General features: G+C 41.7%; 14 protein-coding genes. 8 read left to right on the plus strand and 6 right to left on the minus strand.

Annotated features, from left to right (window positions below; all coding sequences use genetic code 11):
- The 4 genes from ACT3CD_RS14410 to ACT3CD_RS14425 all read left to right on the plus strand — a co-directional run.
- A partial coding sequence (locus ACT3CD_RS14410; RefSeq protein WP_444646350.1) for an MBG domain-containing protein occupies positions 1 to 2,398 on the plus strand: 2,398 nt, incomplete at its 5' end.
- Between the two features lie 1,423 nt (positions 2,399 to 3,821).
- On the plus strand, positions 3,822 to 4,541 hold the full coding sequence (locus ACT3CD_RS14415) for a DUF6261 family protein (RefSeq protein ID WP_444646351.1): 720 nt from the start codon (positions 3,822 to 3,824) through the stop codon (positions 4,539 to 4,541).
- Between the two features lie 403 nt (positions 4,542 to 4,944).
- Positions 4,945 to 5,163: a (2Fe-2S)-binding protein gene (locus ACT3CD_RS14420; protein ID WP_444646352.1), complete on the plus strand. Its 219-nt coding sequence runs from the start codon at positions 4,945 to 4,947 to the stop codon at positions 5,161 to 5,163.
- 21 nt (positions 5,164 to 5,184) lie between these two features.
- Complete coding sequence (locus ACT3CD_RS14425) at positions 5,185 to 5,841, plus strand: ferredoxin--NADP reductase (RefSeq protein WP_444646353.1); 657 nt, start codon at positions 5,185 to 5,187, stop codon at positions 5,839 to 5,841.
- Between the two features lie 72 nt (positions 5,842 to 5,913).
- Here ACT3CD_RS14425 and ACT3CD_RS14430 read toward each other — a convergent pair whose 3' ends face one another.
- The 5 genes from ACT3CD_RS14430 to mce form a co-directional block, all read right to left on the minus strand.
- A complete protein-coding gene (locus ACT3CD_RS14430) occupies positions 5,914 to 7,212 on the minus strand; it encodes a sodium ion-translocating decarboxylase subunit beta (protein ID WP_444646354.1) in 1,299 nt (432 codons plus the stop codon).
- A gap of 56 nt (positions 7,213 to 7,268) precedes the next feature.
- The gene (locus ACT3CD_RS14435; protein ID WP_444646355.1) at positions 7,269 to 7,694 is read right to left on the minus strand and encodes a biotin/lipoyl-containing protein; all 426 of its coding nucleotides are present in this window, start codon (positions 7,692 to 7,694) and stop codon (positions 7,269 to 7,271) included.
- Positions 7,695 to 7,743: 49 nt separating this feature from the next.
- On the minus strand, positions 7,744 to 8,121 hold the full coding sequence (locus tag ACT3CD_RS14440) for an OadG family protein (RefSeq protein ID WP_444646357.1): 378 nt from the start codon (positions 8,119 to 8,121) through the stop codon (positions 7,744 to 7,746).
- 18 nt (positions 8,122 to 8,139) lie between these two features.
- Positions 8,140 to 9,699 carry an acyl-CoA carboxylase subunit beta gene (locus tag ACT3CD_RS14445; RefSeq protein WP_444646358.1) on the minus strand — a complete coding sequence of 520 codons (1,560 nt, stop codon included), beginning with the start codon at positions 9,697 to 9,699 and terminating at the stop codon, positions 8,140 to 8,142.
- Positions 9,700 to 10,002: 303 nt separating this feature from the next.
- The gene (gene mce, locus ACT3CD_RS14450) at positions 10,003 to 10,410 is read right to left on the minus strand and encodes a methylmalonyl-CoA epimerase (RefSeq protein WP_444646359.1); all 408 of its coding nucleotides are present in this window, start codon (positions 10,408 to 10,410) and stop codon (positions 10,003 to 10,005) included.
- A 209-nt stretch (positions 10,411 to 10,619) separates the two neighbouring features.
- Between mce and ACT3CD_RS14455 the strand changes: the two genes are divergently transcribed.
- Genes ACT3CD_RS14455 through ACT3CD_RS14465 form a run of 3 tightly spaced genes read left to right on the plus strand, consistent with a single transcriptional unit; the run spans position 10,620 to position 13,102 of the window.
- Positions 10,620 to 11,813, plus strand: coding sequence for a pyridoxal phosphate-dependent aminotransferase (locus ACT3CD_RS14455; protein ID WP_444646360.1), 1,194 nt, complete (start codon positions 10,620 to 10,622; stop codon positions 11,811 to 11,813).
- 36 nt (positions 11,814 to 11,849) lie between these two features.
- Positions 11,850 to 12,584 (plus strand): cell division ATP-binding protein FtsE, encoded by a 735-nt coding sequence (locus ACT3CD_RS14460; RefSeq protein ID WP_444646361.1) that lies wholly within the window; start codon positions 11,850 to 11,852, stop codon positions 12,582 to 12,584.
- A 2-nt stretch (positions 12,585 to 12,586) separates the two neighbouring features.
- On the plus strand, positions 12,587 to 13,102 hold the full coding sequence (locus ACT3CD_RS14465) for a DUF7935 family protein (protein ID WP_444646362.1): 516 nt from the start codon (positions 12,587 to 12,589) through the stop codon (positions 13,100 to 13,102).
- 155 nt (positions 13,103 to 13,257) lie between these two features.
- Here the strand turns inward: ACT3CD_RS14465 and ACT3CD_RS14470 are convergent, their stop codons facing one another.
- Positions 13,258 to 13,995 (minus strand): hypothetical protein, encoded by a 738-nt coding sequence (locus ACT3CD_RS14470; protein WP_444646363.1) that lies wholly within the window; start codon positions 13,993 to 13,995, stop codon positions 13,258 to 13,260.
- A 555-nt stretch (positions 13,996 to 14,550) separates the two neighbouring features.
- Between ACT3CD_RS14470 and asnA the strand changes: the two genes are divergently transcribed.
- Positions 14,551 to 15,591: an aspartate--ammonia ligase gene (gene asnA / locus ACT3CD_RS14475; protein ID WP_444646364.1), complete on the plus strand. Its 1,041-nt coding sequence runs from the start codon at positions 14,551 to 14,553 to the stop codon at positions 15,589 to 15,591.
- Positions 15,592 to 15,606 lie beyond the last annotated feature (15 nt).

Raw genomic sequence — 15,606 nt, forward strand, 5'->3', positions numbered from 1 at the left:
CACCCAGGGCGATTTATCGTTGAGTAGCAATTATGATCTAAGCTTCGAATCGGCAGATTTTAGCATTAATCCTAAAGCAATCACAGTAACGGCCGATGCCGGTCAAAGCAAAACCTACGGTGAAGTTGATCCTGTATTAACCTACACGGTAAGTCCTTCTTTGATTGAAGGCGATGCCTTTAGTGGATCAATCAGTCGTGAAGCAGGTGAAGACGCAGAAATGTATGCCATCACCCAAGGCGATTTGTCCGCCGGTTCAAATTATGACGTAACTTTTGAGTCCGCAGATTTTGAAATTAAAACCAAAGCGATCACAGTAACGGCCGATGCCGGTCAAAGCAAAACCTACGGTGAATCAGATCCTGTATTAACCTATACGGTAAGTCCTTCTTTGATTGAAGGCGATGCCTTTAGTGGAGCACTCAGTCGTGAAGCAGGTGAAGACGCAGAAATGTATGCCATCACCCAAGGCGATTTGTCCGCCGGTTCAAATTACGCCTTAAGCTTTGAATCGGCAGATTTTGAAATTAAAACCAAAGCGATCACAGTAACGGCTGATGCCGGTCAAAGCAAAACCTACGGCGAAGCAGATCCTGTATTAACCTACATGGTAAGCCCTTCTTTAGTTGATGGAGATGCCTTTAGTGGAGCACTCAGTCGTGAAGCAGGTGAAGCTGCAGGAATGTATGCCATCACTTTGGGCGATTTGTCGTTGAGTAGCAATTATGATCTAAGCTTCGAATCGGCAGATTTTAGCATTAATCCTAAAGCGATCACAGTAACGGCCGATGCCGGTCAAAGCAAAACCTACGGTGAAGCAGATCCTGTATTAACCTATACGGTAAGTTCTTCTTTAATTGATGGCGATGCCTTTAGTGGAGCACTCAGTCGTGAAGCAGGCGAAGCTGCAGGGACGTATGCCATCACTTTGGGCGATTTGTCCGCCAGTTTAAATTACGCCTTAAGCTTTGAATCGGCAGATTTTGAAATTAAAACCAAAGCGATCACAGTAACGGCTGATGCCGGTCAAAGCAAAACCTACGGTGAAGTTGATCCTGTATTAACCTACACGGTAAGTCCTTCTTTAGTTGATGGCGATGCCTTTAGTGGAGCACTCAGTCGTGAAGCAGGCGAAGCTGCAGGAACGTATGCCATTACTTTGGGCGATTTGTCCGCCGGTTCAAATTATGCCTTAAGCTTCGAATCCGCAGATTTCAGCATTAATCCTAAAGCGATCACGGTAACGGCTGATGGCGGTCAAAGCAAAACCTACGGCGAAGCAGATCCTGTATTAACCTACACGGTAAGCCCTTCTTTAGTTGATGGAGATGCCTTTAGTGGATCACTCAGTCGTGAAGCAGGTGAAGCTGCAGGAATGTATGCCATCACGCAGGGCGATTTATCGTTGAGTAGCAATTATGATCTAAGCTTCGAATCGGCAGATTTTGAAATTAAAACCAAAGCGATCACAGTAACGGCTGATGCCGGTCAAAGCAAAACCTACGGCGAAGCAGATCCTGTATTAACCTACACGGTAAGCCCTTCTTTAGTTGATGGCGATGCCTTTAGTGGAGCACTCAGTCGTGAAGCAGGTGAAGGCGCAGAAATGTATGCCATCACCCAGGGCGATTTATCGTTGAGTAGCAATTATGATCTAAGCTTCGAATCGGCAGATTTTGAAATTAAAACCAAAGCGATCACAGTAACGGCTGATGCCGGTCAAAGCAAAACCTACGGTGAAGTTGATCCTGTATTAACCTATACGGTAAGTCCTTCTTTGATTGAAGGCGATGCCTTTAGTGGATCACTCAGTCGTGAAGCAGGTGAAGCTGCAGGAACGTATGCCATTTCTTTGGGCGATTTGTCCGTCGGTTCAAATTACGACGTAACCTTTGAATCTGTAGGTTTTGACATTACAAAGGCCGGACTCATCGTTACAGTAGATGATCAAATCATAACACAAGGCTCCGAAATTCCAGAATTTAATATTATTTACAGTGGCTTTGTCAACGGCGACACGGAAAGTGATTTGGATGAGTTTCCAACAGCTTCTGCTACGGCCACGTCAGAGAGCGAAGCCGGTGAGTATGTGATAACTGTTTCTGGTGGATCGGATAACAACTACGATTTGATCTATGTTGAGGGAACCTTAACAATTTCGCCATCTACCGCCACCCACGAATTATCGGCGGAGACAATTTCGGTTTATCCCAATCCGGCTACCACCGTCATAACGGTAACAGGAAGCACCGGTGTTGCAAGTCTTTATAGCTTAGACGGAACAAAAGTGCTGGTTCAGGATTTAAGCCATAGTAATAGCATCAATATTTCGGCCTTACCCAGTGGCTTATATTTGTTAAGTGTGGATGGCATTATTATTAAAGTGGTTATTAAATAAGTCCATTTTTCAAAAACACCAAAAATCCGGTCTTTTATGGCCGGATTTTTTTTGTGCTAAAATCCATTTTGTTAATGTTTTTTTGCTTCAATGGACAGTTCATCCTGATATTTTTCCGATTTCTCCGTCTCGTTTCATCTGATTATATTTTGTCTCTCAGTTGCCATATGGAACTCGCCAGGATAATCATACTTCTGTGTGTGAAGCTATTCAAAATATCGATTTATTAAGGTCTTTAGCTTCTATTGGTCTTGCTGCTCCGGAATATCTGTCATGAGTAGATCATGAATTTGTAATCTCAATTCCTGAGCTGGATTGAAATCACGCAAAAAAAACACTGAAAATTTTATCGGTGAAAATTTGTGTTCACCAATTCGTCGCCATGGGCCCGATGGAATTATGTGTCCGTCCTTAAAAATTTCGGAATCCGAAAATTAAATCTGTTTGGGGCTTAAAATTTTTTAGGAAGCCAAATCAATTTTCGTTTGGGGCTTAAAATTTTTTAAGACGTCAAAACAATTTTCGTTTGGGGCTTAAAATTTTTTAAGACGTCAAAACAATTTTCGTTTGGGGCTTAAAATTTTTTAGGACGTCAAAACAATTTTCGTTTGGGGCTTAAAATTTTTTAAGACGTCAAAACAATTTTAGTTTGGGGCTTAAAATTTTTTAGGACGTCAAATCAATTTTAGTTTGGGGCTTAAAATTTTTTAGGAAGCCAAATCAATTTTCGTTTGGGGCTTAAAATTTTTTAAGACGTCAAAACAATTTTCGTTTGGGGCTTAAAATTTTTTAAGACGTCAAATCAATTTTCGTTTGGGGCTTAAAATTTTTTAGGACGTCAAAACAATTTTCGTTTGGGGCTTAAAATTTTTTAGGACGTTAAATCAATTTTCGTTTGGGGCTTAAAATTTTTTAAGACGTCAAAACAATTTTAGTTTGGGGCTTAAAATTTTTTAGGACGTTAAATCAATTTTCGTTTGGGGCTTAAAATTTTTTAGGAAGTCAAAACAAAATCAGTTTGAGGTTAAAAAAATAACAGCCTCCTGAACCGGGGTTAAAGGGGGCAAAAAATTCATGTTTATTCTCAATCAAAATAATTTGGGGTTTTGATTTATATTTTTGCCCTTAGGGATGGGGGTAACCGGTTTTGGAGTCTGTTCTATTGGTCCTTGGTTAAGCCAATTTAAACCACTGAAATTTTTTACTCCGGCATCTTATTCCTCCTTGCAATGCCGGTTTTATTAAATCGTTCTATCCTGTCATTCTCATTACATATCGCTCTAACGGACTCATTGAATTGATTCTATGTATAAATTATTTTGAAATTTCGAAAAAAAAGAGGAACTTCAGTTTACTTATTACTAGTTAGATATATTAAGAAGCAACAATCAATTTTATTAATCAATTATCAAAATTTAATAAAATGAATAATTTATCTTTTTACCTTCTCAGTGCAGAAGAAATTTTAATTGTTTCTACAAAAATTAAAGAAATTATAACGGAAAATCTTAGTAGCGATCTGTTTTGCAGTAAGGTTTTGCCCTTAATTACCAGTGCAAACGCTAATTTATCGGAAGCCATTGGTCGCGATACAATTCAAAGCTATACGCATGAGTTAAGTGTCGCCGACGACGAACAGGATGATGCCTTTATTGGCTTTCGGGACTATGTTAAGGCATTCACTAATAATCCTGATTCGGAAAAACAAGCGGCTGCCAATACACTTATAGATGTCATTAAAAAAATTGGTTGGTCGATATGGAGTGAGGGGTATGTGAATGAATCAGCCCTGATGAAGGTCTTGTTTGCTGAGCTGGATAAAGAAGAAAATATGACCGCCATGACGGCCATCGGTGCCACGGACTGGTACGAGCATTTAAAAACCAAACATGCCGCTTTTGAGGCGCTTGGTCAGCAAAAAATTACCGCCGAAGCAGGAAAAGACACCCCGCTGACCAGCAGCACTAAAAAAGAATTGGCAAAATATATCAATCCATTATTGAGTTATATAGAGCTGTTGGCGGATATGGAAGGTGGAGCTTATACTTTGGCAGCCAATGAGCTGGACGAAGCCATTGCTGAAGTAATGACCATTGCCCGTTCGCGCCAAACCAGAAAGAACAATGCAGTATCAGAAGAATAGAAATTTGAAGCGTATTGCAATTGATTAAAAATACCCTCCCTGGTTTGTTGCTTCCCGGGGTGGGTTTTTTGTTTTTATCGCCCGATCGTGTTTGGCTATAAAGTTAACGACCTCGTTATGCTCATCGGATGTTTTTAACCGGGGATTTTTTGTCGTTTTTTAATTACTTATGCCGGTATGTATTCTTCTTATCAGCAAGAAAGGCCCGTTTTTTCGTTACGCTCGTTCTCAAGATGGTCAATTTTTCATGAAAAGGACGAGTACAGATGTTTAAGTCCCATTTTGTTATTTATAGAACGTCCTTTTTATCTGACAAAGCAGTTTTTTAACGGCAAACAAAAGTTTAAAGTGTCGTCAACTATTTCCTCTTTTTTCTGTTTATCACGGTATAAATTCTGTTTATATGCGTAACCAAATTGTTTGTAATTGCAATGGCGTTTCTAAAAGGGAAATTGAAGCCGTTGTTAAAGGCGGGCACTATTTGTTGCCCGAAGTAATCCGTTGTACAGGTGCGGCTGGCTCTTGTGGGCGCTGTCGTCCCCTGATCGAAGAGATCATTGCGGATTATTTAATGAAACAACAAACCTTTCAGACCGTTATTAACTGGTCCGGAAACGATTAATTTTCGAATAAAAATATAACAATGAACAGGGCAGAAGCTTATCCACATAAAGTTTTGGATGTTCGTGATGTAACGCCTTCCGTTTTTGTGATACGAATGGCGCGCAACGGACTTCTATTTAAGACGGGACAACACATTAATGTAGGTCCGGCAGATGCGGGTTACACGCGTGAGTATTCTATTTACAGCGGTGAAGATGACCCTTTTTTGGAAGTGTTGATTAAAGAGGTGGTGCCACATGGTTTTGTATCGCCATTGTTACGGCAGGTAAAGCCGGACGATGAGGTTATGGTAGAGCCGCCTATGGGATATTTCAGCCTGCCCGACGAGCTGGACTCAACAATGCTTTTTATAGCGACGGGTACAGGTATATCTCCCTATCATAGTTTTATTCGCAGTTATCCAAAACTTGATTATCGCCTGGTACATGGTGTTCATGATATTTCTGACGTTTGTGATCTGGCATCGTATGATCGGCCGAAGGTGCATATTTGTACTTCTCAGTCGCATGAGGGCGATTTTGCCGGCCGGGTGACACAATGGCTCATGCAAAATGATTTAACAGCCTATAGGCATGCTTTTTTATGCGGTAACAGAAATATGATTAATGAGGCCCGTGATATTTTGTCGGCTAAGGGTTTTTCGTCCTCACAGATTCATGCGGAAGCTTATTTCTGATTTTTGTTAGAGTAGATGCAAAAAAAAAAGACCGCCTGTTGAGCGGTCTTTTTCCTTTTGTGATAGATAGTTTTACATCAAAAAGCTGATCATGATACCGGCAGCCACTGCCGAGCCAATAACTCCCGAAACATTAGGCGCCATGGCGTGCATTAACAGGTGGTTGCTGGGGTCTGATTTCAGACCTTCGTGTTGTACCACCCTGGCACTGTCGGGCACCGCCGAAACTCCGGCGGCTCCAATCATTGGGTTAATTTTGTTTTCAGGGCTCAGGAATAAATTCATGACTTTGGCGAAGATTAAACCTCCGGCCGTGGCAACCACAAACGACGCAGCACCCAAAACAAATATATTAATTGATTCAAAGGTCAGGAATACACTGGCCTGAGTAGAGGCACCTACCGTAAGGCCCAATACAATTGTGACAATGTCAATTAGTTTGGTTCGTGCCGTATCCGCTAATCGTTCGGTTACACCACTTTCTTTTAGCAGGTTGCCAAAGAAAAGCATCCCCAACAATGGAATTGCCGTTGGTGAAATAAACAGGGTCAGTATTAATCCAATAATAGGGAACAGAATTTTTTCTGTTTTGGATACTGCCCGTGGTGGTTTCATGCGAATAAGACGTTCTTTTTTGCTGATCAGTAAACGAATAACCGGCGGTTGAATAACCGGCACAAGAGCCATGTATGAGTATGCAGCAATAGCAATGCTACCGATTAGATGAGGCGCCAGCTTTGAAGAGGCGAAGATAGCCGTTGGCCCATCAGCACCTCCGATAATAGAGATAGCTCCTGCTTCATGAATTTCAAAGCCCAGTGCCATAGCACCAATGAAAGTGGCAAAGATTCCCAGCTGAGCCGCAGCGCCCAGTAACATTAGTTTTGGGTTTGAAATGAGTGATGAGAAATCGGTCATTGCTCCAATACCCAAAAATATTAACGGCGGATAAATACCTTTGACAACCCCGAAATAGAGGTAGTTTAGAACCGATCCTTTCTCATAAATGCCAATTTGAAAGCCGGTATTATTTTCACCCCACATGCCCAGTTGAACTCCCATGGCCTGATCGATAAACGGGATGTTACCGATGATGATACCGGTACCTATTGGGACCAGTAAAAGGGGCTCGTAGTTATATTTAATACCCAGGAATATGAAGAATAACCCGGCGAAAATCATGATTATATTACCTATGGCAATGTTGGCAAATCCGGTGAATCGCCAAAACGATTTCAGGCCTCTCAGAAGTGCACTTCCTCCTTCTACGTCTCCTGTCAGAATAGTCTGGGCTGTGGCATCATTACCAAACAGAAAGGAAGCCATAAACAGGATGCCCAGTACCGCGTAAACAGTTACAAATTTTCTCACGTTTAAAATTTTTCGATGAAGTTAATTTACTCCAATGGTTTCACATCTGTTTTTCGTTATGCGATGACCAGTAATGGGTCGTTTTGTAGTACAGCATCACCTTCTCGAACTTTGATGTTTTGTACGACGCCATCTTTTTCGGCCATGACGTTATTTTCCATTTTCATGGCTTCCATAATAAGTAGTACATCACCTTTTTTTACGGTGTCGCCTTCGCGTACAAGCATCTTAAAGATGGAGCCCGGCAGTGGTGCTTCAACGGTATAACCGCCTGCTGATGCTTTTTTCTGTATGTTGCCTTCGCCCGGTTTATTTTTTACCTCTTGACGCACCAGTTTGGGTGTCTTAACTTTTTTTACTTCCTGATGAATTTCAACTTGATAAGGGGTGCCATTGACCTCTATGGAAGCGACGTTGTCTTCCATGTCTTTGAAATCCACTTCATATTTGTTTCCGTTGATGGAAAAACTGTATTTCTTCATTGGTCGATAATTTGAGATTAAATCAGATTATAACGTTAACCGATTTCGTTTAACGTCGGCCCGATGGTAAAACATTAGCGGATGTTCCATAAATTTTGGAACTCCAGGGTGAATAAGTACGCGCCACTCTTTTTATGGTGATAATGTGGCTCTCTTCGTCGTGCTGTTCATTGAAATAAAGCACCAACGCCATTCCAATGGCAGCGTTCACTTCGCCTGAAATATAAGAGCCGTCGTTTGTCCCGGTGTCGGTCTGATCACCTGTCTTTTTCCTCTTTGGACGCGTTTGTATCTTGAGTATTATGGGTAAAAATTTATAAACAAAGATGAGGATCACCAATGCAAAAAATACCACCAAATACCCCACCGCCGTGATCACCCAAATGAGTGACCAGTTGACGGGGGTTGTACTTAAAAAGTTTATCATATTCTTTACTGATAGGAATTATAATGGAATATTACTGTGTTTCTTGGGAGGATTAACCAGTTTCTTGGTCTGAAGACTTTGTAATCCGCGAATAATTCTAAAACGCGTATTACGTGGCTCAATTACATCGTCGATATACCCGTAAGAGGCTGCCTGGTATGGATTGGCAAATTTTTCTTTGTATTCCTCTTCTTTGGTAGCAACGAGTTTGGCTTTTTCTTCTTCGTTTTCGATTTTGGCCATGGCTCGTCCTTCCAACACTTCTATGGCGCCGGAAGCTCCCATAACAGCAATTTCGGCTGTTGGCCAGGCGTAGTTCAGATCGCCGCGCAGTTGTTTACAACTCATTACGTCGTGCGCACCACCGTAAGATTTGCGTAGTGTGATTGTTACTTTTGGAACCGTGGCTTCTCCATAGGCAAACATCAGTTTGGCGCCATGGGTGATGATACCGGCATATTCCTGTCCGCTGCCGGGTAAAAAGCCGGGAACGTCAACCAGTGTTAAAATCGGTATGTTGAAGGCATCGCAGAAGCGAACAAAGCGGGCTGCTTTGCGGGATGCTTCAGTATCGAGTACACCCGCCAGGAAACTGGGCTGGTTGGCTACAACGCCTACCGATGCACCGCCCATACGGCAGAATCCGACAATAATATTTTTGGCATAATTGCGATGAACTTCCAGAAACTCGCCGTCGTCGGAGATGGAGTAAATCACCTCTTTCATGTCATAAGGCTGGTTCGGATTGTCAGGAATGATGGCGTTCAAGCCGTCGTCTACGCGGTCAATGGGATCATTGCATTCCATCAATGGCGGTTCTTCCAGATTATTCTGAGGAAGATACGACATCAGTTTGCGAATAAGCAGCAAGCCTTCTTCTTCGTTGTCTACTTTGAAATGTGATACGCCTGATTTTGACGCATGGATATTGGCACCGCCAAGGTCTTCGGTGGTTATGGTTTCGCCGGTAACGGTTTTTACCACTTTAGGACCGGTTACAAACATATAACTTGATTGTTCGGTCATCATGATGAAGTCGGTGAGGGCCGGAGAGTATACAGCACCACCGGCACAAGGGCCAAAAATTGCAGATATCTGCGGTATGACGCCTGACGCCATGATGTTACGCTGGAAAATTTCGGCATAGCCGGCCAATGATGTAACGCCTTCCTGAATACGGGCGCCACCGCTGTCGTTGATGCCAATAACCGGCGCTCCGACTTTCATGGCCATATCCATCACTTTGCAAATTTTTTGTGCAAATGTTTCAGATAAAGAGCCGCCAAAAACAGTGAAATCCTGCGAGAATACATAGACAACACGTCCATCAATGGTGCCATGACCGGTTACAACACCATCGCCCATAAATTTGGTTTTTTCCATGCCAAAATTGGTGCAGCGGTGTGTGACAAACATATCGAATTCTTCAAAACTGCCTTCATCCAAAAGGATTTCAATACGCTCACGGGCTGTTAACTTGCCTTTAGCATGTTGCGATTCGATTCGTTTTTCACCGCCGCCTAGTTTGGCTTCGGTTCTCAGGTCAATCAGCTTCTTAATTTTATCTTGATTTGACATATTTGTGTTTTAGTAAAAAAATTAATACTACTATTTAATGCCTGTTCATAAAGTCAGGAGTCTGAGGCAAGGAAGTTTTAATTCAAAATTTTATAAGCTCGGAAAATGTGAGTTTGCCTTTGTAAATTAGCATTTTTAAAGTGAGCGTAACAAAATAATGATGTTTCCTTGCTGACACGATTTAGTGTTTGTCCATAAATTCTAGCGTTTGAAATATAAAGTCCAAATTTTAGGCTTGCGTTGCTCTCAAAGTGTAGGTATACTGTCGGGCATAACGCATAAGTTGTACTTTATAAACAGACTTTATTTAGGATGTTCACACAATTCGGTAAGAACCCCGAAAGTTGATTTTGGATGCAGAAAACCGATGCTTAAGCCTTCTGCACCTTTGCGGGATGTTTTATCAATTAATCTAACGCCTTTGGCTTCGGCAGCCTGTAGTTGCTCATTAATATTTTCAACAGCAAAAGCCATGTGGTGAATGCCTTCTCCTTTTTTCTCAATAAATTTTCCGATGGGGCCTTCGGGATCTGTTGATTCCAGTAGTTCAATTTTGGTCTGTCCAACTTTGAAGAACGCTGTTTTTACTTTTTGGTCGGTCACTTCTTCAACGTTGTAACATTTCAGTCCAAATACTTCTTCGTAAAATGGGATGGCTTCATCCAGATTTTTTACTGCAATACCAATGTGTTCGATATGAGTTGGTTTCATGCCTTTAGAATTAGTGTGTATTTTAAATAATTTGTCCAAAAGTAAAACTTATTTAATAGTCTTCCCATTAATAAACGCTTAAAAAAGATTGTTTTAAAACATACCTCACGCTGTAAATGGTCAATTGGTGGGATCTCGAATATTTTGGACAATTGCGTGCACGCGGATTGCTGAATATTTTTTTACATTTGTGCGTTAAAATAACGTGTATGTACCATATTTCTCAGCGGATACAGAATCTTTCTGAGCCTGAGATGGCATTAATGTCGCAACGAAGCAGTGAACTGCGGGCCCAGGGAAGGGATATTATTAATTTAAGTTTGGGCGAGCCCGATTTTTCTACGCCTGAACATATTAAGGAGGCGGCCATTGAGGCTGTTAAACACGATTATTCACATTATCCTCCCATAGGAGGGTATGCCGTGTTGAAACAGGCCATAGCTGAGAAACTAAAGAGAGAAAACGGACTCGCGTTTGAGCCTTCACAAATTGTGATATCCAATGGTGCAAAACAGGCTTTAGCCAACGTTATACTAAGCCTTGTTAACCCGGGTGACGAGGTTATTATTCCGACACCTTACTGGGCTACTTATATAGAGATGGTTAAGTTGGCGCAAGGTGAAAGTGTAATCGTTAAAACTTTTTTCGAACAAAATTTTAAGATGACTGCTCTTCAGTTGGAGGAAGCCATTACGCCGCAAACGCGTGTGCTTCTTCTCAACAGCCCGTCAAACCCTTCGGGTGTGGTTTACACTAAGGATGAGCTTATGGAGCTGGCTTCAGTGCTTCAGCGTTATCCGCATGTGACTGTTGTTTCGGATGAGATTTACGAATTAATATCTTTTGGCGGCTGCCATGCAAGTATTGCCGGTTTACCCGGCATGAAAAACAGAGTCGTGATTATCAATGGGGTTTCTAAAGGGTATGCCATGACCGGATGGCGTATTGGTTTTTCGGCTTCTACACCTGATATCGCGGCGGCTTGTGTTAAAGTTCAAAGTCAGTATACTTCAGGTGCCAGCAGTATTTCTCAGATGGCAGCGCTGGCGGCCTATAAAGGTTCGCTGGACCCGTCGCTTGCTATGCGCGATGCCTTTAAGCGGCGGCGGAACCTGATCATGAAAAAAGCCGCGCATATCCCCGGTTTCAGGATTGTAAAGCCAGAAGGTGCTTTTTATCTGTTTCCCGATGTTAGTTATTATTTTGGTCGGTCGGATGGTCAGGTGGTAATTCAAAATGCAAAAGACCTTAGTATGTATCTGCTTGATAAGGCGATGGTGGCTACCGTGGCCGGCGATGCCTTTGGTGAACCTGCGTGTTTGCGAATTTCATACGCCGCGTCCGATGAAGAGCTGGCTAAGGCCATGGACAGGATTAAAGTGGTTTTGGAAGAACTCAGTTAATGATATTTTATATCTTTAGCATTTAAAAATTTAATTATGGCTAAGCAACCCGTATCGGCGGTCAACACAAACGGAAATGTTGTTGAGTTGGAAAATTCGTTAATTAGGCAGGAAGAACATATTATTCTGCGTGATGTGAATCTGGCAGTTCGACCGGGTGAATTTGTTTATCTTATCGGACGTGTTGGAAGCGGTAAATCGAGTCTTATGAAAACACTTTACGGGGAAATACCGCTTCGCGAAGGAGACGGATTTGCCGTTGGCTACAAGCTCAATACTGTTAAAACACGTGAGATACCCTGGCTGCGGCGTAGAATGGGCATCGTTTTTCAGGATTTTCAGCTGTTGATTGACCGTAATGTGTACGATAATTTATTATTTGTACTTAAAGCCACTGGCTGGAAGAATAAGCAGGAAATGGATCACCGTATCAGGGAGGTGCTTTCTGTTGTTGATATGGTTCATAAAGGTTATAAGATGCCGCATCAGTTGTCGGGTGGCGAGCAGCAACGAATAGGTATTGCCCGTGCTTTGCTTAATAAACCGGAATTGATTTTGGCGGATGAGCCTACCGGTAATCTGGATCCTGATACTTCGGATGACCTGATGAAACTACTGCATAAAATTTGTAAAGACGGGAAGACCGTTATTATGGCTACTCATAATTATAACCTCATTAAGAAATTTCCGGGACGCACCATGCGCTGTCAGGATACCCGTTTGAGTGAATCGCGTCAGGAAGAAATTGATTTTGACCAGTTAACTTTTTAACGATGACGGATTATACGATGTTTGTTCTGGCTCTTCTGGCCATCATGGTTTTTACACTGTTGTTGGTTTCATTTTTTTTGCGACAGGAAACCCGACGACGGCAATTGGAAATACGTTATAAGGACGGCGTTGAATTGATGAAACATCGTCTGCAGGCATATGAGCGGTTGACGCTTCTGTTGGAACGATTATCACCGGAAGCGTTAATTTTGCGTGAGCAGCGTCACGATTTATCAGGTGTATCTTTTCATCAGCATCTTTTGCGGGTTATCAGGAATGAGTTCGATCATAATATGGCCATGCAGGTTTATGTGAATGCTTCAACATGGGAGAAGATTAAATCAGCCCGTGAGGCCTTGGTTCGCCTGATTAACAGTACGGCAGCGGGTCTTGACCCTAAAGCTCCGGCTTTAGAACTGGGACGTCTGATCATTGAAAACAGTGGTGGCGAATTAATTCAAATCTTTAGAAGTGCCATTGCGGCTATCCGTGATGAAATGAGTAATTATTACCAGTAATGCTTATGTGAAATCCTGTTCTTGGACGATGAGAATTTTTCCATAGCAGTGAGAACAATGGATACGGCAACAGGGGAGATGGGCGCATGGTTTAATATAGCAGAGGTGTGTGTCTTTCCGTATCTGTCTTTTGTTAACTATAGCCGGTTAATGAATCAGCGTATTTGCTGGTTGCTAATAATGAGGTTGCTAATCATATTTACAATTTCTTGTTCGCTGATGTAGTTATAGTTTTGAATAGGGGGGATAAAAGAGTTTTCAGGAATGGCTTTATTGCTGATTTTTACTGCTTTAAGTCCCAAAAGATTGTTATTGCCAGATGCTGGTATCATTTCCATCATAATGCCCGGGAGCTCTTTAAATGGAGTGTATTTATTGAGATTGCCGGCATCTATTTCTTCAGTAAACCAAATTGTGGCTATTGTTGTTTTTTCGATTTTATTGAAAAGAATCGCTTTGTGGCATTGCATTTCCTGGATGTATCGCAGCGTGTCCCGGTCTATTTCAATGCCCATGTCATCATTGGGATTCAGCCATCTTTGTAATGATTTTGCCGATGACATCGTGTATTGTTTTTGCACATTTAAATCAATAAATGTATAAATGGTGTCGCTCTTGTCAGAACGGAAGAGGTTAATGGTATATAAATCCATGGCCCCGCTTAGGCTGAAGGCCTGGTTGTTGCGGTTAAACTTCATGGTTAGTTGTTTGGGTAGAAAAAATGAAATGCTTTCATTTTTTATTTTTGCAGGCCATAGTATGCTATATTCGATGGTCCCTTCATGAATGGCGGCTGTTGGTTGTGCTTTTTTGGCTGTTTGAATGCACGATACAATAAAGGTGCTAAGAGCGACCAGGAGAATTAGAAAGACGTATTTAGAAATTCGCGTCATGACCTGTTTTTTATTAAAAGTGGACTCAAATATAATTTATTTTTATTAGCCAAATGAAACCAGAGGCAATAGGCATTTCTTTTATGAGGAATTATTCTCATGTTCGTTTAATACAGTAAGTAGTGCCTGTCCATAAAGTCGGGAGTTTGAGCTATCAAGTTCAAATTCAAGGCTTGCGCAGCTCGAAAAATGTGAGTTTACTCCCGTAAATGACCATTTTGAGAGCAAGCGTAACGCAGAAGTTGGACTTTATAGACAGACTCTAAGTAGTTTGCGCTGAAATGTTCAAAACCTGGGGGCTCCGCGCTAAAACTGGGAGCTTTTTGATATGAGTGGTTCTTTTGAGAGCGCGCGTAATGATATTAATGGGATTTGACATTGTCTCCTTATTTAAAAAGGTAATAATGAAATCATAACTCTATTTTAAAAGTGTGCGAAATTTGTTATTATTTGTTATAGATTATATAGTTTTGTCTGTTTTTAATTTTGAATTGAAACAAAAGAGACCTACTTTTGATCTGCTTTTAATATACATCATTTGTCAATTTTAACAGAATGGAAGATTTACTCTATATACCTAAAGAATACAAGTCGTTACTTGATTTGAAGCAGACAGAGCATGCCATCACTATAATTAAAGATTCGTTTCAGACATTTTTATCTGCCGAACTTCGGTTACGTCGGGTTACGGCCCCTTTGTTTGTTTTGAAGGGAACTGGTGTCAATGATGATTTAAACGGAATTGAACGACCTGTAACTTTTCCTGTACGTGGATTAGATGATCGCGAAGTTGAAGTGGTTCATAGTCTGGCGAAATGGAAGCGCATGATGTTGGCCGATTATGATATTGAACCTGGTTATGGCATTTATACTGATATGAATGCCATTCGCCCGGACGAAGATCTTGATAATACCCATTCAATATATGTCGATCAGTGGGATTGGGAGCGCCATATAACCGAACGCGACCGAAATCTGGATTATTTGAAAGGCGTGGTTTCGCGTATCTTTGAAGTGATGAAACGTGTTGAGTTTGTGGTTTATGAAAAATATCCACAACTACGACCTATTCTTCCCGATCATATAACTTTTATTCATACGGAGGAGCTGTATGAAATGTATCCTAATCTGAAGGCTAAGGAGAGGGAAGACGCTGTGACAAAAAAATATGGTGCCGTTTTTTTGATCGGTATCGGGGGGGATTTGACCAATGGCGAACCTCATGATGGCAGGGCTCCCGATTATGACGATTGGAGTACGCCCACCGGAAATGGCCGAAAAGGTCTTAATGGTGATATTCTTTTGTGGAATCCTGTTTTGCGACGGGCTTTCGAAATTTCGTCCATGGGCATTCGTGTGAATGCAGAAATTCTTAAACAACAGCTGGCCATCAGAAATCAGGAATACAAAGAGAGTTTAATGTTTCATCAGCGTCTGCTGAAGGGGGAGCTTACCGACAGTATAGGCGGCGGCATAGGGCAGTCTCGTTTGTGTATGTACTTTTTGCACAAAGCCCATATTGGTGAAATTCAGGCAAGTATCTGGCCCGAAAAAATGCGGCAGAAATGTCGTGTCAATAATATTCATTTAGTATAAATTTAGGACTGTTAG

This window comes from Geofilum sp. OHC36d9, assembly GCF_052400685.1.
In the GTDB taxonomy this organism is placed as follows: domain Bacteria; phylum Bacteroidota; class Bacteroidia; order Bacteroidales; family Marinilabiliaceae; genus CAZHHH01.